Annotated in this window: 15 protein-coding genes; 10 read left to right on the top strand and 5 right to left on the bottom strand. The window is 44.1% G+C overall.

Annotated elements, in window-relative coordinates:
- The first annotated feature begins 267 nt into the window (after window positions 1-267).
- Both GVN16_RS08030 and GVN16_RS08025 read left to right on the top strand, forming a co-directional pair.
- On the top strand, window positions 268-1,128 hold the full coding sequence (locus GVN16_RS08030; RefSeq protein WP_166563347.1) for an SMP-30/gluconolactonase/LRE family protein: 861 nt from the start codon (window positions 268-270) through the stop codon (window positions 1,126-1,128).
- Between the two features lie 8 nt (window positions 1,129-1,136).
- Complete coding sequence (locus tag GVN16_RS08025) at window positions 1,137-2,132, top strand: cyanophycinase (protein ID WP_166563346.1); 996 nt, start codon at window positions 1,137-1,139, stop codon at window positions 2,130-2,132.
- 54 nt (window positions 2,133-2,186) lie between these two features.
- On the opposite strand, the gene GVN16_RS08020 is transcribed toward GVN16_RS08025, so the two are convergent.
- Window positions 2,187-4,835, bottom strand: coding sequence for a sodium-translocating pyrophosphatase (locus GVN16_RS08020; RefSeq protein WP_166563345.1), 2,649 nt, complete (start codon window positions 4,833-4,835; stop codon window positions 2,187-2,189).
- Between the two features lie 363 nt (window positions 4,836-5,198).
- On the opposite strand from GVN16_RS08020, the gene GVN16_RS08015 reads away from it, so the two are divergent.
- The 6 genes from GVN16_RS08015 to GVN16_RS07990 are packed head-to-tail and all read left to right on the top strand — an operon-like array spanning window position 5,199 to window position 12,012.
- Window positions 5,199-7,682: a PIG-L family deacetylase gene (locus GVN16_RS08015; RefSeq protein WP_166563344.1), complete on the top strand. Its 2,484-nt coding sequence runs from the start codon at window positions 5,199-5,201 to the stop codon at window positions 7,680-7,682.
- Window positions 7,682-8,644, top strand: a complete 963-nt coding sequence (locus GVN16_RS08010) for a VWA domain-containing protein (protein ID WP_166563343.1) — start codon at window positions 7,682-7,684, stop codon at window positions 8,642-8,644. The genes GVN16_RS08015 and GVN16_RS08010 overlap by 1 nt, the downstream gene beginning before the upstream one ends.
- Window positions 8,645-8,646: 2 nt before the next feature.
- Window positions 8,647-9,294, top strand: a complete 648-nt coding sequence (locus GVN16_RS08005; protein ID WP_166563342.1) for a tetratricopeptide repeat protein — start codon at window positions 8,647-8,649, stop codon at window positions 9,292-9,294.
- A 39-nt stretch (window positions 9,295-9,333) separates the two neighbouring features.
- The gene (locus GVN16_RS08000; protein ID WP_166563341.1) at window positions 9,334-10,278 is read left to right on the top strand and encodes a phosphoribosylaminoimidazolesuccinocarboxamide synthase; all 945 of its coding nucleotides are present in this window, start codon (window positions 9,334-9,336) and stop codon (window positions 10,276-10,278) included.
- A gap of 1 nt (window position 10,279) precedes the next feature.
- Window positions 10,280-11,524: a pyridoxal phosphate-dependent aminotransferase gene (locus GVN16_RS07995; RefSeq protein WP_166563340.1), complete on the top strand. Its 1,245-nt coding sequence runs from the start codon at window positions 10,280-10,282 to the stop codon at window positions 11,522-11,524.
- A gap of 2 nt (window positions 11,525-11,526) precedes the next feature.
- The gene (locus GVN16_RS07990) at window positions 11,527-12,012 is read left to right on the top strand and encodes a DUF456 domain-containing protein (RefSeq protein WP_166563339.1); all 486 of its coding nucleotides are present in this window, start codon (window positions 11,527-11,529) and stop codon (window positions 12,010-12,012) included.
- Between the two features lie 233 nt (window positions 12,013-12,245).
- Here GVN16_RS07990 and GVN16_RS07985 read toward each other — a convergent pair whose 3' ends face one another.
- The 4 genes from GVN16_RS07985 to GVN16_RS07970 form a co-directional block, all read right to left on the bottom strand.
- Complete coding sequence (locus tag GVN16_RS07985; RefSeq protein ID WP_166563338.1) at window positions 12,246-14,003, bottom strand: LysM peptidoglycan-binding domain-containing protein; 1,758 nt, start codon at window positions 14,001-14,003, stop codon at window positions 12,246-12,248.
- 243 nt (window positions 14,004-14,246) lie between these two features.
- Complete coding sequence (gene pgi, locus GVN16_RS07980; protein ID WP_166563337.1) at window positions 14,247-15,899, bottom strand: glucose-6-phosphate isomerase; 1,653 nt, start codon at window positions 15,897-15,899, stop codon at window positions 14,247-14,249.
- An 83-nt stretch (window positions 15,900-15,982) separates the two neighbouring features.
- Entirely contained in the window at window positions 15,983-16,783 is an 801-nt protein-coding gene (locus tag GVN16_RS07975; RefSeq protein WP_310587419.1) for a GH25 family lysozyme, read from the bottom strand.
- A 140-nt stretch (window positions 16,784-16,923) separates the two neighbouring features.
- Window positions 16,924-17,559, bottom strand: a complete 636-nt coding sequence (locus GVN16_RS07970) for a peroxiredoxin (RefSeq protein WP_166563336.1) — start codon at window positions 17,557-17,559, stop codon at window positions 16,924-16,926.
- 325 nt (window positions 17,560-17,884) lie between these two features.
- Between GVN16_RS07970 and GVN16_RS07965 the strand changes: the two genes are divergently transcribed.
- Window positions 17,885-18,511, top strand: a complete 627-nt coding sequence (locus GVN16_RS07965; RefSeq protein ID WP_166563335.1) for an ABC transporter ATP-binding protein — start codon at window positions 17,885-17,887, stop codon at window positions 18,509-18,511.
- A 2-nt stretch (window positions 18,512-18,513) separates the two neighbouring features.
- Complete coding sequence (locus GVN16_RS07960) at window positions 18,514-19,692, top strand: ABC transporter permease (RefSeq protein ID WP_166563334.1); 1,179 nt, start codon at window positions 18,514-18,516, stop codon at window positions 19,690-19,692.
- Window positions 19,693-19,731 lie beyond the last annotated feature (39 nt).

Here is a 19,731-nt window from a genome sequence, read left to right as displayed (position 1 = left end):
TTCCAGAAACATGGGCAGATTACCTCCCCAAAAGGGTGGTTCAGAATATCATAACAGGTCTGAATAGAATAATTCTACAAAAATATATGTTTTTGAGCATAATCCATCACTATGATAGATTTACTTGTCTACTCAATCTCTGTCTTCATCTACCAGCTGATTAAGGATGATACCCTATAATAATTTAATGTCCGCTAAACCGGTAAAGCGTCGCCTTATTTTTTATATTTACTGCCTTAAACGCATTTTCAACCAAAACAAAATATCATGAGACCTGCAAAAAAACTGACAGCGTTTGCATTTTCCGCCTTGTTAATCTTAAGCATTTTGCCTTCTTCAGGACAACTAAAACTGACCAAAGTCTGGGAAACCGATACTACGCTGACCACCCCTGAATCGGTGTTTTACAATGAAAAGGATAAAACCATTTATATCTCTTGCATCAACGGCTCTCCAAACGCCCAGAATCACAACAGTTTCGTTTCGAAAATTGATGTGAACGGTAAAATCACCACACTCAAACTGACCGAAGGCCTCAGCTCTACCAAGGGAATAGCCGTGATGGGCAACAAACTGTACGTTTCAGAGCTGCTGAAACTGGTGGAAATTGATCTGAAGTCCGGAAAAGTACTTAATAAATACGATGTCCCTGAAGCTGCGTTCCTTAACGACGTATCAGTTGATGAGGTTAACAAAGTGGTTTATTTTACAGACATGCGTTCTACCCCAGCCAGATTGTGGAAACTTGAAAAGGGAAAAATCATCAAAGTAGCCGAAGGAGCCCCTCTAAGTACCCCAAATGGTGTATTCTATGAAAAAGGCAAACTGATCGTAGGAAACGGCGACGGAAAAGTGCTGGCTTATGACCTGAAAACTGCGAATTATACCACGGTGGCTTCGGGAATGCAAGGCATAGACGGCATTGTTCCGGACGGAAAAGGTGGTTATTTTGCGTCTGAGTGGAGAGGGAAAGTATGGCATGTGTCTCCTGCCGGTGAAATTCAGTTGTTGTTGGACTTTGTCAACGAAAAAGTGAATACGGCTGACATCGACTACATTCCGTCGAAAAAACTTCTGGTGATTCCGACATTCCTTAAAAACAAAGTGCTCGCTTATCGTGTAGACTGATCTTAATATTGAGAAATTTTCTGAAATTATCCCTGCTGCTGACCTTTTTACACGGTTCAACAGCCTATAAACCTGAAATCCAGCCTTACGATTCGTGGATCACGGGTGATCCGGCAGATGTAAAAACGAATCACAAAGGGGGTACTATCCTGATGGGTGGGAGCACTGATGTGGACGAAGCCCACGCCTGGATGCTGCAAAACGCCGATGGCGGCGATGTGGTCGTCATCAGAGCCTCAGGTAAAGATGGTTACAACAAATACCTGTTCAACCTGGGCAAGGTGAATTCTGTTGAAACGCTGATGGTCAACAGCAGGGAAATTGCAGACCTGGATGAGATCGCTGAGAAAGTGAGAAATGCAGAAGCAATTTTCATCGCAGGCGGCGACCAGGGAAATTATGTCAGGTTCTGGAACAACACAAAATTATCCAAGGCCCTCGATTACCTGATCAATGAGAAAAAAGTGACCGTAGGCGGCACCAGTGCAGGATGTGCCATCATGGGCAAACTCTACTTCGGTGCTATGGAAGGATCCGTAACTTCAGAAGAGGCTCTCAGTGATCCGCTGCACCCAGCCATCATCATCGGCAGAAATGACTTCCTGGATGTCAGACCACTTAAAAACACCATCACTGATACCCATTATGATGCCAGAAACAGGATAGGAAGGCACATCGTGTTTATGGCCAGGACGTTAAACGACTGGAAAGTAAAAGCCCGGGGTATCGGTGTCAGCGAAAAAACAGCGGTTTGTGTTGATCCGAAAGGCGTTTCAAAAATCTTCGGGTCGGGAGTTGCGTATTTTTTAAGTGTCAACAAAGGACTTTCAGAACCTTGTCAGAAAAACAAACCTCTAAACTGGCCTGACGGGGTAAAATCAACCGAAATAAAAGGCAGCAAAAGCGGAGAGAACACTTTTGATCTAAAAAAATGGAAACCCGTTTCCGGCACATCGGCGTCTCATATTTATGCTGTTGAATCGGGAGTTCTGAAAAAGATATAAAACAAAAGCCCCGGCCAGAACTGACCGGGGCTTTCTGCTATAAAAAGTAAATCCTTATTTCTTTCTTACACTCACAGCGATACGACGGTTCTGAACACGTCCTTCTTCTGTATCGTTGCTCGCTACCGGATGCTTGTCTCCGTATCCTTCAGACTCCAGCCTGCTCTCTTCAATGCCCATGCCTAAAAGAGCCGATTTAACCGCAGCAGCCCTATCAGAAGACAATTTAAGGTTCGCAGCAGCCTCTCCCGTATTGTCAGTATACCCACCGATTTTAATGGCTACAGCAGGATAAGCTTTCAATATTTCTGCAATATTTTTAACCTCAACCAAAGTATTTTCATCGATTTTAGCACTGCCTGAAGCAAAGTTAAGGTTCACGAAGTTGAACCAGTTTTCTTTTCCTGCTTCAGCATTTTCATCTTCAATGAATTTGATCAGCTGATCTTCGATACCACCTTCCATGAAGTTAAGGTCTACACCTGAAGAAAGTTTCTTAGTCAGGTTAGCAGGCATTACTTCTGTTACAGCTACTACTTCTTCAACCACTTCCGGAGCAGAAGATGTCACTGCGATGTAAGGAGCGATAACCAGTGAAACGATCGACATCAGTTTGATCAGGATGTTCATTGAAGGTCCTGAAGTATCTTTAAACGGATCACCTACGGTATCACCAGTCACTGAAGCCTTATGTGGTTCAGATTTTTTGTAGTACATCTGACCATCGATCAAAACTCCTTTTTCAAATGATTTTTTGGCGTTGTCCCATGCACCACCGGCATTAGACTGGAACATACCCATCAATACCCCTGAAACCGTTACACCGGCCAGCAAACCACCCAGGATTTCAGCTGAGCTCGTTTCTGCGAAAACACCTTTGAAACCGAAACCAACCAGAACAGGCACGATCAAAGCAATGGCACCCGGAAGGATCATTTGCTTGATAGAGGCTTTAGTAGAGATTTCCACACATTTTTCATACTCAGGCTGAGCCTTGTATTCCATGATACCAGGAATCTCTCTGAACTGGCGACGAACTTCATTCACCATTTCCATAGCGGCTTTACCTACTGCTGAGATACAAAGGGCTGAGAAAATGAAAGGAATCATGCCACCGACAAACAAACCTGCCAGAACAGGAGCTTTGTAAATATCAATAGCACTGATACCCGCAATACCTACAAAAGCGGCAAAAAGAGCCAGCGAAGTAAGGGCAGCAGAGGCAATCGCAAAACCTTTACCGGTAGCTGCAGTGGTATTACCAACCGCATCCAGGTTATCTGTTCTTTCACGGACTTCAGGAGGCAACTGAGACATCTCGGCAATACCACCGGCGTTATCCGCGATAGGTCCGAAAGCATCAATAGCCAATTGCATGGCCGTAGTAGCCATCATACCGGCCGCAGCGATAGAAACACCATAAAGACCGGCAAAGCTGTAAGAGAAGATGATACCGGCCGCTAAAACAAGAATAGGAAGCACGGTAGACTCCATACCAACCGCAAGACCGCCGATGATGTTCGTCGCATGTCCTGTACCAGACTTCTGGATGATAGAATTTACCGGACGCTTGCCCATAGCTGTGTAGTATTCTGTGATGATAGACATCAGGGCTCCTACGATCAGACCGACAACAATGGCTCCGAAAACACCATTCGAAGTAAATTCAAACCCTCTCAGGTTCAATGTTTCAGGAAGAATATTTTTAACAAGGAAATAACAGGCAATCAAAGTAATGATGATAGAGGCCCAGTTACCCAGGTTAAGGGCACTTTGTACAGAAGACGTTTCGTTTTTGATCCTTACGAAGAAAGTACTGACCAATGAAGCCAGAAGACCTACACCTGCAATCAGCATCGGCAACAATACCGGAGAGAATCCGCCATAATTATCTGTCACGCTGATTTCCTGACCCAATACCATGGTTGCCAGGATAGTAGCTACATAAGATCCGAAAAGGTCAGCTCCCATACCGGCCACGTCACCCACGTTATCACCCACGTTATCCGCGATGGTGGCAGGGTTACGGACGTCATCTTCAGGAATACCCGCTTCTACTTTACCCACAAGGTCAGCTCCAACATCGGCAGCTTTGGTGTAGATACCACCACCCACACGGGCAAAAAGGGCGATTGATTCTGCTCCCAGAGAGAATCCGGCCAATACCTCGATGGCTTTTCTCATTTCGTCAGAAGTCAGTGCCTGGCCCTGAGCGAAGAGGTTGTAAAATAATATGAATAATCCACCCAAACCTAAAATAGCAAGGCCGGCAACACCCATACCCATCACAGCTCCACCGGTGAATGACACATTCAGGGCTTTGGCTAATGACGTACGGGCTGCATGAGCAGTTCTTACGTTGGCTTTTGTAGCAACTTTCATCCCTACATAACCTGCAAACGCAGAAAAAACTGCTCCGATCAAAAAGGCCACAGCGATGATCGGTGAAGAATGGATCGGATTTTCGACAGTACCTTCATCCATACCCAACCAGGCAAGGATAAGGGCGGTTGGAAGAGCAAACATGGCCAAAACCCGCCATTCTGCTTTTAAAAATGCAATCGCTCCGTCAGCGATGTATCCTGAGAGGCGTTGCATGTTTTCGTCCCCGGCTTCCTGACGCGACACCCAGGAAAATTTCCAGGCGGTGTACAACAACCCGATTATCCCGAAGGCAGGAACTAAGTAAACAATTGAATTCATAAGGTTTATGTTATTTTGGTTTTTTTAAGATTAACAAATTTTAGATTTTCGCAAATTTATGATTCCGGGACACAATTAAAAAGTATTATTCAATAAAAACTAAAAAAAAGATAATTTTCTGTTTTTCTCCAGAGCAATCATTCGTCTTTCAGGGCAATTCAGACCGCAATAATGGCAAAAAAACAGGCAAATGGCGAATGCAGTGCCTAAGTCCCGGCAGATCAGGATTTACAGAGCGGAGTATTATATTTTCTCAATCGCAAAATACTTGCTATTTTGCCTCGCGATTGAACTAAAACCCGCTGATATAAGTAATAAAATGTAAACCTTACTCATTATAACTAAAAGTATTGTCAAAGAAACATGAAAAAACAACTCTTCCTTAGCCTGATTTTCATTTTTGCCTTCAGTTATTCAGAAGCCCAGACCAAAGCACAAAGCAGCAGTGAAATCCTGCAGGGACTTAACAGACTCAAAGTGGTCGGCAACGCCATGTACCTGGCCGCCCACCCCGATGATGAAAACACCCTGCTCATTGCCTGGTTATCAAAAGAAAAAAACGTCAGAACAGCTTATATGTCAATGACCAGGGGCGATGGCGGACAAAACCTGATCGGAACAGAACAGGGGGCTTATACCGGGATTTTAAGAACCCACGAGTTGCTTGAGGCAAGGAAAGTAGACGGAGGAGAGCAATATTTTTCCAGGGCCATTGATTTCGGATTTACCAAAAAAACCGAAGAAGCCCTGAGCACCTGGGGGCATGACAAAGTCCTGGAAGACGTGGTATGGAGGATCCGGAAATTCAAACCGGATGTAATCATCAACCGTTTTCCGCCGGATGAAAGAGCAGGTCACGGTCATCACTCCGCATCAGCAGTTCTTTCGGCCGAAGCTTTTGATCAGGCCGCCGACCCGACCAAATTTCCGGAACAGCTGAAATTTGTAGAACCATGGCAGGCCAAACGTGTGGTCTGGAATTCATTCAGCCGTGGCTTTACCAACAATGCCCCGGAAGCTGAAAGTTTCATTAAACTCTCGTTGGGCGACTACAATGCCCTGCTGGGTAAATCTTATCCGGAAATCGCCGCTGAAGCCCGCAGCATGCACAAAAGCCAGGGCTTCGGTTCTGCTAAAGTCCGCAACGAAAGATTTGATTATGCGATACATATCAAGGGGGAGCCTGCTAAAAATGACCTTTTTGACGGCGTTGACCTGACCTGGAACAGGATTCCGGGAGGCGGAAAAATCGATAAGGCCATCTCTGAAGTGATTGCTGCCTATAATATTTCAAACCCCTCACTGAGTCTTCCCGGGCTACTCAAGATCAGGGAGATGATGGACCAGCTACCGGAATCGATCTATAAAACCAATAAAAAAGAAGAGCTGGACCAGCTGATCATTGCCACGGCCGGTATATTCTATGAAGCCAATCCGACTGCGTACTCGATTTATCCTGGTGAAAAATTCAAGGGCTTTGCTTCTTTCATCAAACGCAGCGATGCGGCTGTGGTGGTTAATAAAATCTCGATCAACGGCCTTGTTAAAAAAGATATGGTACTTAACACCACCCTTTCGAATAACAAACTGCTGGAAATTCCTTTTGAAGCAATATTGCCGGCTTCAGCTCCGATTACACAACCTTACTGGCTGGTAAAAGAGCCTGAAAAAGGATTTTATAAAGTAGATGATCAGCAGCTGGTCGGGTTACCGATGAAACCTGATAACATCAATTGTACCTTTGATGTGACAATCCTTGGTCAGGCTTTCAGCTTCACCACCCCACTGAGATTTAAGTATGTGGAACCGTCGATCGGAGAAATCTACAGGTATTTTGAAGTCAGGCCTGAAGTGATGGTAACCCCCGAGCAAAAGGTTTACACATTTGCTGACAATACCCCTCAGCAGGTTTCTGTCATTGTGAAAGCGGGCAAACCTAATCTTAAGGCATCTGTTAAACTGCAGTTGGGTGCCGGCTGGAAATCCTCTCCGGCTGAAATCCCTGTGGAACTGACAGACAAGAACCAGGAGAAAATAATTACCTTCTCAGTCACTCCCCCGGCCACGGCTTCGGAAATTGACCTGAAAGCTGTTGCAGTCACTTCCAGCGGAACTTACGACAGGGGCATTAAGAACATCAAATACGAGCATATTCCTGAGCTTAACCTTTATCCTTTAGCCACAGCCAAAGCGGTGAGAATAGACCTGAAGAAAAAAGGCACCAAAATAGGCTACATCGCCGGAGCCGGTGATGAAGTGCCGGATGCTCTCAGACAGATCGGCTACGAAGTCGTCAAACTCAACAACGACAATATCAATAAAAACCTGGCCCAATATGACGCCATCCTGATTGGTGTAAGGGCCTATAACACTGAAGACTGGCTGGTCAACTCCTTCGAAACCCTTATGAAATACGTGGAAAACGGAGGCAACGTGATTACCCAGTACCAGACCCAGGCGTTTTATGGCACGGTTAAAACCAAAAACCTGGGACCGCATCCTTTCACCATCGGAAGAGGACGTGTAACAGACGAAAATGCAGAGATCAAAATATTGAACCCGGCACATCCCCTGCTTAACTACCCGAACAAAATCGGTCCGGCCGATTTCAAAGGATGGGTGCAGGAAAGGGGCTTATACTATGCTGACCAGTGGTCTGACAAGTACACCACCATACTGGGCATGCACGATGAAGGTGAGGAAGACCTGGAAGGATCGCTTCTTTATACACCTTATGGCAAAGGCCACTATGTATTTACCGCGTTATCATTTTTCAGACAGCTGCCGGCGGGTGTGCCCGGGGCTTTCAGACTAATGGCTAACCTGATTTCAACCGGCAAAAAATAATGAACTGGAGTAAAACCTTTTCATCCACAGAGTACCTCTTTATTATCATTTTCATCGTGGTGTATCTCATCTATTTCCTGAGGGTGTTTCTCATCTCAAGGAAGTTGAATACAGCAGGGGGCTCTGTGCTGATTAAGTTTTTCTTACGTGCCAGTTATTTTACCTTATTGATACTCGCCCTGCTGGGACCAAGTTTCGGAATTACTGAAACCGAAGCCCGGAGCACCGGAAAGGACATCTACATTGTGCTGGATTTGTCCAATTCCATGAACAGCAACGACGTGCAGCCCTCAAGACTGGACAAGATAAAAATTGAGATCAATAACCTCATCGATCAGTTTAAAACGGACCGGATAGGCCTGATTGTCTTTGGCAGTGAGGCTTATCTGAATACTCCGCTGACCTACGATCTCGAAGCCCTAAAAATTGATATCAGGTCTATCAATACCACTGTTTTGCCTACTAACGGCACTGATTTTAATGCGGCTTTCGAACTCGTTAACAATAAACTGGATAACCTGACCTCAGAAACAGACCGGTCAAAAGTGATACTCCTGGTTACCGACGGCGAAGACTTCGGCAATCTCGACAACCAATGGTTTAAAATCCTGAAAAACAAGAATGTAAAGTCAATGGTTTTGGGGGTAGGAACCGTTGAGGGAGGTAAAATACCCATGAACGGAGGATTCAGGAAGGATGAGTTCGGGATAGAGGTCATCACGCGTCTGAACCTGCAGAACCTCAAAGAACTGGCCACCAAATTAGGAGGAGAGTACTTCCTGATCAACAACCAGACCAATCAGTTGCCCCAGCTCATTGAAAAGCTCAACCTGATACAGGAAGAGAAAATAGACATGAGAAAAGTGATGGTGGCCAACAATAAATACCAGTATTTCTTAATTTTGGCGTTATTACTCATTACGTTTGATTTTCTGATCACCATCAATATCATTAAGCTCTAAAAGTGTTTCAATATATTTTCTATATCATCAATCTGCTGGTCAACTTTCAGTATCTCACCAATATTGAAGAAAAGAACATGCTGAAAGCTGAGTTCAGAAAGAGCTTTGTTCAGAAGGATTATCAGAGGGCCATCATTAAATACAAAGAACTGGAAGACATCAGTTTCCTGATTGAGCCTGAAATGAGAATCAATGTAGCCAATGCGTATTTCCTGATAGGAGATACCATCAATGCCAGGAAAAACTATGGTAAAACACTGGGGCTTGGCGGCTCATCCATTCAATCTGCCAGCCTGAATCAGCTGGGAATCATTGCGGCACAATCAGGCGACAGCCTCAAAGCCCTCGAATATTTTAAACAGGCCATAGAAGTAGAACCTGAAAACAATCCGGCCAGGTATAATTTCGAATACATCAGAAAAAAATACGCTCCGCCCAGCCCGCCGCCCCCGTCTGCTTCTGAAGAACAGCAGATAAGCCAGGGTAAAGTAGAATCGTCGGAAGAAAAAAAGGACGTGCTGGACCCTTATAACCAGGCTAAAATATCCAAGGAAAAAGCCCTGCAGTTGCTGGATAACCTGAAAAACAGCGAGAATAAAAAATTCAAAAAAACGAAAAATAGTCCTTCGAAAATTACAAAAGATTGGTAATTAAACCGAACTTTGCAAAAAATACACCTAAAGTTTTCAATGAGCAGCTTAAAAGAGACCAGTTTTAATTTCCCCGGCCAGCAAGGTTTATATAAAGGTAAAGTCCGTGATGTATATGATTTTGGTGATAAAATCCTGATGATCGCCTCCGACAGAATTTCTGCGTTTGATGTGGTTTTACCCAGAGCTATCCCCTGCAAAGGTCAGGTACTCAACCAGATCGCATCCAAATATCTGAAAGCCACGAGAGATATTGTTCCCAACTGGCTGCTTGAAACTCCTGACCCGAACGTCTCTTTTGGCATCAAGTGCACCACTTTCCCTGTTGAAATGGTGGTCAGAGGTTACCTGGTAGGCCATGCCTGGAGAGAGTACAAATCAGGTAAAAGATCGGTTTGCGGCGTAACGTTGCCGGAAGGACTCAAAGAAAACGACAAGTTTCCGACGCCTATCATCACTCCCACTACCAAGGCTCATGAAGGACATGATGAGGACATTTCAAGGGAAGAAATTATAGCCAGAGGAATTGTAGAAGAAGAAAAATATAAACAACTGGAAGCTTACGCTCTTCAGCTGTTTGCAAGGGGAACTGAGATCGCTGCCAAGAATGGCCTGATTTTAGTAGATACCAAATATGAATTCGGAGAAAAAGACGGTGTCATTTACCTGATCGACGAAGTGCATACACCGGATTCGTCCAGGTATTTTTATGCTGAAAACTATGAGTACAACCAGGAAAACCAGTTGCCTCAGAAACAACTTTCGAAAGAATTTGTGAGAGAGTGGCTGATTGCCAATAATTTCCAGGGCAAGGAAGGGCAAACCGTACCTGAAATGACCGACGAAAAGGTTGAAGAGATAAGTAAGCGATATATTGAACTTTTCGAGAATGTTATGGGCGAAAAGTTTGTTCCTGAAAATGATACGGATATAACGGAAAGGATTGATAAAAACATAAAAAGCTTCCTTGAAAAGCAAAAATAACATGTCAAAACAATTTTTAAAAAGCGACAGGCTCAATAATCTGAGCTACGCTATCAGAGGCCCGGTTTTTGAAAAAGCTCAGCAGCTAGAAGCCATGGGTCAGAAAATCATCAATCTTAACATCGGCAATCCCGCCCCGTTCGGATTTGATGTCCCTGATGAAATTGTTCATGACATGATCCTTAACCTGAGAAACGCCCAGGGCTATTCTCACCATCTTGGCATTTTCTCTGCCAGAAAAGCTATTCAGCACTATACCCAGCAAATCGGTATCAAAGACGTTCAGTTTGAAGATATTTTTGTGGGCAACGGCGTCAGTGAGCTGATCGTCATGACCATGCAGGCCTTGCTGAATCAGGGCGACGAAATACTGATCCCCTCACCGGATTACCCGCTCTGGACCACAGCCGTAGGCTTGTCGGGCGGTAAACCTGTACATTATATATGTGACGAGGAATCCGACTGGAATCCTGATATCCAGGACATGGAAAGCAAGATAACTTCCAAGACCAAAGCCATCGTCATCATCAATCCGAACAACCCTACCGGGGCGGTTTACGAGAAAGATGTATTGAAGCAAATCGTAAAACTGGCCGAAAAACATAACCTGATCATATTCTCAGATGAGATTTATGATAAAATCCTGTATGACGGCAACGTTCATGTTCCTATAGCCACCCTTTCGGAAGACGTGTTTTTCATGACTTTCGGGGGCATCTCCAAAAACTACCGTGCGGCAGGTTTCAGAGGCGGCTGGGTGATCCCGAGCGGGGCCAAGCACCGTGCCAAGTCTTTCCTTGAGGGCCTCAACCTACTGGCCAGCATGAGGTTATGTGCCAATGTACCAACCCAATACGCCATTCAGACCGCTTTAGGCGGATATCAGAGTATCAATGACCTGGTGGCTGAAAACGGCAGACTGAGAAAACAAAGAGACCTGGTGCATTACAAACTGACGGATATTCCGGGAATTACCTGTGTCAAGCCCAAAGGCTCGCTGTATGTCTTCCCGAAAATAGATCTTAAGAAATTCAACCTGGTAGATGATGAACAGTTTGTGCTGGACTTACTGACAGAGCAAAAGGTCTTCGTGGTCTCAGGGAAAGGATTCAACTATCCTGACAAGTCTCACTTCAGGGTGGTATTTTTGCCGGATACCGACACGCTCGAACTGGCTACCAACCGCATCGGAGAATTCCTGAATGAAAAAAGGATCAAATCGACGCCGATCCTGCAGGAAGCCTGATTATGGAAGTAGTCCTGCTTATTCTTGGCATTGCCTGCCTGCTTATCGGGCTGGCAGGAGCTGTTTTACCTCTGCCCGGACCACCTCTGAGTTTCGGAGGCATTCTCTTACTTCATTTTTCTGATTACGCACAGTTCTCTGACAATTTGCTGTTCTGGCTGGGGGCTGCCACAGTCCTGATCACTGTTCTGGACTACTACGTACCCATCTGGGGCACCAAAAAGTTCGGAGGCAGCAAATATGGCGTAACAGGCTCATTCATCGGTATGCTGGCCGGGCTTTTCATGGGACCGTTCGGTATTTTCATCGGGGCTTTTGCCGGGGCATTCCTGGGTGAGATGCTCAATGAAAACAACTTCAACAAGGCCTTTAAAGCCGCCCTGGGAAGCTTCATCGGCTTTTTGGTGGGTATATTCGCCAAAGTGACCTTATGCCTGGTCATGATCTTCTACGCCGGTTCTCAGCTCTACAATCATTTTAACTCCTGAGTTTTTTTGTGATTTGTTTATGATGCAAATCCATCTTTGAGGTTGTATACGACGTTTGCTATCCATGATCAGCACTATTTTGTAATTGACATCCAAAATTTATTCCATGACATGACACCAATCATCCTTTTCCCTTCCTCCTTTTTTCCTTTCTCCATCCCAAAAAAATTAGCCCCGGCCAATGACCAGGGCTAATCGAGCTATCGAGTGAATCTATACTACTTATTACTATCTTAAATGGGCTTAACCCTGATCCTGTCTCCGATCTCGATTGTATTCGATTTCAGGTTATTAAGCTTATATAATTTCTCTACACTTACCTTGTAATTGACCGATATCCGGTATAAGGTTTCTCCCTGCTTTACAATATGATAAATATATCCATCGCTGATTTCTGATCCGGGAATATCTTCTTCAATCACTTTCTTCGGCTCAGGTTTTTTTTCAGCTACCGTGGGTTTAACCTCTTTTTTAGGCTCCTGTTTTATCACCGTGACCGTTTCTTCAGTCTTTGGTTTTTCTACAGGTTTGACCTCTTTCGGAGTTTCTTTAACTACCTCTATGACTTTTTGATCTGCCGGTTTCTGCTCAACGGGCTTCACCTCCGCAGGCTTCTGTGCTTCAGACACCAGTTTTTCTACCGGAATCACCTGCTCCTGCTCTGCAGCAGCCACCACTTCTTCCTCAGGGAAAGTAATCTCTTCTTTCGGCAGCTCCACGTGCTCTACCGGCCTTTTCTTCGATCTTTTCTTTTGTAACCAGATCACCCTTCCGTGCTGAAGCCTTTGTACGGCATCCATACGGTTAAAATCCAGCAGGGTCGACATTTTCACGCCATAAAGCTGAGAAATGTACCAGATCGTCTCTCCTTCCTTTACTATATGAAAAGGAATTTTGGCCTTTCCGTTCTTTTCCTGGAGGTAATACACCTGCCCTACCGTAGTGACGTCTTTCTCCGTCATTTCATTGTAGTCAAGAAATTTCTTCAGGCTCAGATCAGATTTATAGGCTAGTGTCACATGACTGTCACAAAAATCAGCCCTGATCCCCTTTTTATCATTGATCTTATAAAACACCCCGCCTTTTCCTTTTGAATAAGCCGGTGTTTCTTTCAAAACCGGGAAACCTGATTCGTATCCTGATATGCCCAGATTCCGGGACAATTCGGATAGTTTCCTGATCTCATGATATCTTGACGATGGGATCACTACGATAACCGTCGATTTGCGATCCGGCACAAGATTAACCTTCAGCCATTTATTACTTTCGACCAGGTCTTTGGGCTCTACCTGCAGATCAGCCCCGATAAGATTCAGGCTTTTGCCTTTTCCATAGGGGTACTCGTAAACGATCCTGTGTACCTCAGGCCTGAAACCCGGCCAGTCACGTTCCATCACCCATTTAAAGGCCAGAAAATGTATTAAAGAACTATATGCCGGCGAATCCAGTACGATAAACTTATTGCCGTTCCATTTCTTTCCTATGTCCAGAGTTTTGATGACGCTCCTGTCTGCTATGTGAGCAAAAAGAGCAGAACCCCAGCTGTTATAAAGGATATTATTACGTTTTAAACTCACCAGGGCACCGGCCGTGGCCAGCGTAAGGTGTTTTCTTTCATCTACAATGCGGTTGATTTCCAGATCGACATCCAATGCCTTGGCATTGTCCATACACCAGAAAATACCCGGCTCCAATACGGAAACCAAACCTACACTTTTCTGAAATTTTGAATAGACACTTAAAAACTTAAAATCCTCAGGCACGCCGGCATTCCTGATCATAGGATCAATAACGGGCAGATACAAAGATAGTTTTTCTAAATAGTCTTGCTTAATGTGGGGATTCTTGTCTAAATAAGCAATTTCCTGACTGAGCAAATATCTGGCAACATCTGATAACTGAAAAGTTACATCAACAAACCTGATTTCATAAGGTGTTTTCGGCTCAATAGCAACCGGTTGACTTTTAACTTCCGAATGAACTCCAAACATGATAACAAATCCGGCGAAAAACAGCCGGAATGTTATACCAAATTTTATATTAAGGAATGCACGTAAGTCCATTTTTATAACTCCACTCAAACCGTTCATTTGACTAAAATCATCAAACTGATTTGATAGTTCAAACTTAATTTATTGAATTTATATTTCCAAGTAAAAAATCAAAAAATTTAATAAATATTATCTTTTCAATAATTACTGAAAGATTCATATAAAAAAAATAGGCTTAAAAGCCTATTTTCTCCATTTCTTGTAGGTATTGATCAGGCCGTTGGTCGAGCTGTCATGTCCTGAAACCACTTCTTCATCCTGAAGTTCCGGATAAATTTTATTGGCCAGTTGTTTTCCAAGCTCCACACCCCATTGATCAAAGCTGAAAATGTTCCAGATCACACCCTGCACAAAAATCTTGTGCTCATACATGGCGATCAGACTGCCGAGTACTTTCGGCGTGATTTTCTTCACCAGGATTGAGTTGGTTGGTCTGTTACCGGTAAATACTTTATAAGCCTTTAAAAATTCGATTTCTGAATCTGATTTTCCGGCTTTTTTAAACTCTGCCACCACTTCTTCTTCTGATTTTCCGTTCATCAGAGCTTCTGTCTGTGCAAAGAAATTCGACAACAACATTTTATGGTGGTCACCGATCGGATTATGTGAAACCGCCGGGGCAATAAAATCACAAGGGATCAGTTTGGTGCCCTGGTGTATCAGCTGGTAAAAAGCATGCTGACCGTTGGTGCCCGGCTCGCCCCAGATGATCGGACCTGTCTGATAATCAACGGTCTTTCCCGATCGATCTACATACTTACCGTTAGATTCCATGTCTCCCTGCTGAAAATAGGCCGCAAAACGATGCAGATACTGATCATAAGGAAGGATGGCATGGGTTTGTGCATCAAAGAAATTATTATACCAGATGCCCAGCAGACCCAGCAAAACCGGGATGTTCTTTTTAAACGGCGTATTTTTAAAATGAAGGTCCATTTCATGGGCTCCCTGCAATACCTGCACATATTTGTCATAACCCACAAAACAGGCGATAGACAAACCGATAGCACTCCAGAGCGAATACCTGCCCCCTACCCAATCCCAGAAACCGAACATATTCTGGGTATCGATGCCAAATTTAGCCACCCCGTCAGCATTGGTCGAGATAGCCACAAAGTGTTTTTTCACAAATTCAGCGTCAACGGCTTTCTCAAGGAACCAGGTTCTGGCCGAAACCGCATTAGCCATGGTTTCCTGTGTGGTGAAAGTTTTTGAAGCCACCATAAACAAGGTGGTTTCCGGGTTAAGGCCTTTCAGAGCCTCGACGATATGCGTGCCGTCCACATTAGATACAAAATGAACAGAAAGGCCTTTTTTGGCATAAGCTTTCAGGGCTTCTGTGACCATTACAGGACCCAGGTCAGAGCCGCCGATACCGATATTGACAATATCAGTGATGGCTTTACCGGTATAACCTTTCCACTGGCCTGAACGGATAGACTCACTGAAATTCTTCACCTTATCCAGCACCTCATTCACATCAGGCATTACGTCTTTTCCATCTACCAGAACCGGGGTGTTCGACCTGTTTCTGAGGGCAGTGTGCAATACGGCACGGCCTTCAGTGGCATTGATTTCATCACCGGAAAACATTTTTTCAATGGCATCCGACAACTGACATTCTTCAGCCAGCTCAGTCAGGTAAGACAAAGTACGTCCCGTGATATTATTCTTGGAGTAATCAAGGAGTATATCATTGAATTTCAATGAAAATTTAGAAAATCTCTTCGGATCTTCCGCAAAGAGTTCTTTTAGTGGTTTCTTTGAAATAGTCTTATAGTGACTCTTCAGTTTTTTAAACGACTTGGTTTCCGAAAAACTTATGGAATGCAGCATTCTTGAAGGGGTATATTGTAATTATTAAATGTTCAGAAATATCTATTAAAATTATATTTTCAGAATTTACTGAAAATAATATACTAAAATCTCAGTTTATCCAGCTTGAAATCGGAGCCCAGAAATACATTGAAATCCACGTGTCCGTTGATGCCGTCCAGTTTTCCGGTACAGGAGTGTTGCCACAACACGATTTCACCGTCATCATACCCTTCCAGGTCACCCGAATCATACTGCGATATCCACAGGGGATAATCCTTGAAATTATCTTCGATGTATTGGTTATATATAAATCTGTTGGTATAAATAATCGGCTTGATTCCATAATGCGACTCAATGGTGTTCAGCCAGATCCTGACGTTCTCTACCATATTTTCACGCTCCTTTTTGGTCTTCCCGTTGATCTCAAAATCAAGGACGGGGATCAGGTCCCCTTCTTCATGTTTGGCTTTCAGTATAAAATTGAGGGCCTGGAGTTTCGGGTCAGAATAGGGCACAAAAAAGTGATAGGCTCCACGGATAAATCCATGTTTTTTTGCCTGCTTCCAGTTCATGTCAAAATACCTGTCCTGAAGATCTGTGCCCTCTGTAGCTTTGATGAAGGCGAATTTGATATAAGCGTTGTTTTTCTGGGTCTTTTTGACTTTTGCCCAGTCTATCAGTCCATTGTGGTGAGAAACATCGATGCCGTGTATCTGGTGCTTGAGCGGGAGGCTAATCTCGTAAGTATCAACAAATTTCCAGCCTTGTCCATCACTGACAAATATAGGATACATGACTATGATACCCGAAAAGACTAAGAGATACCACAGCCTCCAATGGAAAATCCAGTTGAGCCATTTGTGGTACCATTTCGAATATTTTCTGCTGTAGGAATTCCGCACGGAGAAAATCTTTTTTGGCAAAAATACGATTCTTAAATCGCATTGCAATAAATAAATAATACAAAAACCGGTCGTTCAGAAAAAGTGCCTGTAAAACCCTGGCAATTTCCAATTTCTAAACGACCGGCCCTTTGATTTTATTACTTATTCGGCTGAGGAGTGTACCTCAGATACGGCTTAACGATCTTAACGCCTTTCGGGAATTTGGCGATCGCATCTTCCGTTGAAACTGCCGGCACCACGATAGCATCGTCGCCATCCTGCCAGTCAGCAGGGGTAGCTACTGAATAGTTGGCCGTTAGCTGAAGAGAATCTATAACCCTTAACAATTCCTGGAAATTACGACCTGTTGAAGCCGGGTAAGTCAATGTCAGTTTTACTTTTTTATCTGGTCCGATGATGAACACCGAACGAACTGTCGCTTTTTCAGAAGCATTCGGGTGAATCATATCATAAAGAGTGGCTACGTTGCGGTCCTGATCAGCAATGATCGGGAAATTCATCTTCACACCGTTCACTTCTTCGATATCCGGAACCCATCTGTTATGTGAATCCAGGTCATCTACTGAAACAGCTATTACTTTAACGCCTTTCTTTTCGAATTCGCCTTTCAAAAGAGCGGTTTTACCCAACTCCGTAGTACAAACAGGGGTAAAATCTGCAGGGTGCGAAAATAACAACCCCCAGCTGTTGCCTAACCATTCGTGAAAACTGATAGGCCCCTGAGTAGTTTCGGCCTGAAAATCCGGTGCAATATCTCCTAATCTGAGTGACATATGTTAAAAATTTTAAATGTTTATACCTATACTAGTCTACAAATCTAGTAGGAAATTGGTTCCGGTCAAAATTATCTTCTGTAAAACTTTATAAAGGGGCTGGATGACCAGGAGCTCTTTAACCTACTGTTTATCAGCCTTAAAGATCGGGGAAAGAATCAACCAAAAAAAGCAAAAGAAAATAAATATTAATCCACAGTTTAAGCCGGCTTCTGAGCTGTTTTAACCTGCCGGTCCAGCACAAAGCACATATATTACAAACTTTAAATTCGAAACCCTTCAAAATCTGGCAATACCTCGTATTTTTGTAAAAACTTCATTCTGAATGCTCAATACCCATAAATTAGTTTTCGGATATTCCCGGGATAAAAGTTTCGAATTTCCGGACATCCATTGCAAAAAAGGAGAAACCTGCCTGATTCTGGGCAACTCAGGTACCGGAAAAACGACACTTCTGAACCTCATCGGTCTTCTGCTCAAGCCCACTTCAGGCGAAATCAACCTTGACGGACAAAGTACCGTATCGCTTTCAGCCAAAGAAATGATCGCCTTCAGGGCCAATAATATTGGTATTATTTACCAGAAATCGCATTTTGTCAACTCATTGAATGTGGCAGACAACCTGGTGCTGGCCAATTACCTGGCAGGCAAAGAACAAAACACAGCCCGTGCCCGGGACTTATCCCAAGCCCTGGGTTTTGAAGAGCTGCTTTCTAAACCGATCCAGTTTCTGAGTGGCGGTGAGCAGCAGAGGGTCAGTATAGCCCGTTCGGTCATGAATGCCCCTAAACTTATTCTTGCGGATGAGCCGACCTCCAACCTGGATGATGAAAACTGCGGGAAAGTGATTACCCTGCTGGAAAGTCAGGCCCGTAACATCGGGGCAGCTTTACTGATTGTGACCCATGACCAAAGGCTGAAATCAAAATTTACTAATCAGATCACCCTATAACGATGCTTTTAAAAATAGTTTGGAAAAATATAGCCGCCAAGAAACTCAACAGTTTTCTGTGCATTCTGCTGATGATGTTCGGGATCGCCATCATTTCCCTGATCATGGTGCTGGGCAAACAAATCGAAGAGAAATTCACGAAAAATATTACAGGAATCGACATGGTAGTCGGGGCAAAAGGAAGCCCGCTGCAGCTGATTCTTTCCGGAATTTACCAGATAGACTCCCCTACCGGGAATGTGCCGCTGGAAGACGTGCAGAAACTGACGTCAAACCCGCTGGTTAAGGAGATGATCCCGCTCTCCATGGGTGACAATCACAAAGGTTACAGGATTGTCGGCACCAACAGCAAATACCTTAAAAATTTCAATGCGGTGTTTGCAGAAGGCAAAACATTCTCAGGCGACTTTGAGGCGGTTATCGGCTCCAATACAGCCGCGAACACCGGGTTAAAACTTGGAGATACCTTCAGCGGCTCACACGGACTGGAAAGTGACGGGGATGTGCATGACCACAAGAAATACAAAGTAGTCGGTGTTCTTCAGCAGAACAACTCTGTGATAGATAACCTGGTGATCACCAACCTGGGCAGTGTGTGGGCCATCCATGAGCATGGAGAGGAAGACACCCTGGCCAAAAAAGAAATCACCTGTGCCCTGATCAAATTCAGATCACCGCTGGGGCTGATGACTTTACCCAGAAACATCAACCAGAATACGGTGATGCAGGCGGCCTTACCGGCTATTGAGATCAACCGCCTGTTTGAACTCATGGGCGTAGGCTTTGACACCCTGAAAATCCTGGCTGTGGTTATCATGGTCATTTCGGGCATCAGCGTATTTGTGACACTCTACAATTCACTTAAGGAAAGAAAATATGAAATGGCCCTCATGCTGTCAATGGGTGCCCAAAGATTCAAATTATTCATGATGCTGTTGCTTGAAGGGATATTTTTAAGCCTTACAGGATTCCTTCTGGGAATTATTGTGAGCCGTATCGGCGTTCTTATCCTGTCGGGCCAGCTGAATAAAAACTATCATTATTCATTAAATCAGCTTTCTCTGCAAAGCGAGGAAATATTTCTTTTGATCGGTGCGTTAATTGTAGGTATTTTTGCAGCTGGTATTCCGTCGCTGGGTGTGTACAGAATTAACATTTCGAAAACCCTGGCGGAAGATTAAAAAGACATCATCAGACCGGACTGCCGGATTAAATTTATA

The organism is Emticicia sp. CRIBPO, assembly GCF_009905725.1.
Taxonomy (GTDB): domain Bacteria; phylum Bacteroidota; class Bacteroidia; order Cytophagales; family Spirosomataceae; genus Leadbetterella.
Note: the sequence above shows the minus strand (reverse complement) of the source record. Positions and strands in the feature narration are given on the sequence as shown.

Excerpts from the sequence above, each read along its gene's own strand:
- GVN16_RS08030 (WP_166563347.1), top strand. The coding sequence starts at position 268 with ATGAGACCTGCAAAAAAACTGACAGCGTTTGCATTTTCCGCCTTGTTA.
- GVN16_RS08020 (WP_166563345.1), bottom strand. The coding sequence starts at position 4,835 with ATGAATTCAATTGTTTACTTAGTTCCTGCCTTCGGGATAATCGGGTTG.
- GVN16_RS08015 (WP_166563344.1), top strand. The coding sequence starts at position 5,199 with ATGAAAAAACAACTCTTCCTTAGCCTGATTTTCATTTTTGCCTTCAGT.
- GVN16_RS08010 (WP_166563343.1), top strand. The coding sequence starts at position 7,682 with ATGAACTGGAGTAAAACCTTTTCATCCACAGAGTACCTCTTTATTATC.
- GVN16_RS08000 (WP_166563341.1), top strand. The coding sequence starts at position 9,334 with ATGAGCAGCTTAAAAGAGACCAGTTTTAATTTCCCCGGCCAGCAAGGT.
- GVN16_RS07995 (WP_166563340.1), top strand. The coding sequence starts at position 10,280 with ATGTCAAAACAATTTTTAAAAAGCGACAGGCTCAATAATCTGAGCTAC.
- GVN16_RS07990 (WP_166563339.1), top strand. The coding sequence starts at position 11,527 with ATGGAAGTAGTCCTGCTTATTCTTGGCATTGCCTGCCTGCTTATCGGG.
- GVN16_RS07985 (WP_166563338.1), bottom strand. The coding sequence starts at position 14,003 with ATGTTTGGAGTTCATTCGGAAGTTAAAAGTCAACCGGTTGCTATTGAG.
- pgi (WP_166563337.1), bottom strand. The coding sequence starts at position 15,899 with ATGCTGCATTCCATAAGTTTTTCGGAAACCAAGTCGTTTAAAAAACTG.
- GVN16_RS07970 (WP_166563336.1), bottom strand. The coding sequence starts at position 17,559 with ATGTCACTCAGATTAGGAGATATTGCACCGGATTTTCAGGCCGAAACT.
- GVN16_RS07965 (WP_166563335.1), top strand. The coding sequence starts at position 17,885 with ATGCTCAATACCCATAAATTAGTTTTCGGATATTCCCGGGATAAAAGT.
- GVN16_RS07960 (WP_166563334.1), top strand. The coding sequence starts at position 18,514 with ATGCTTTTAAAAATAGTTTGGAAAAATATAGCCGCCAAGAAACTCAAC.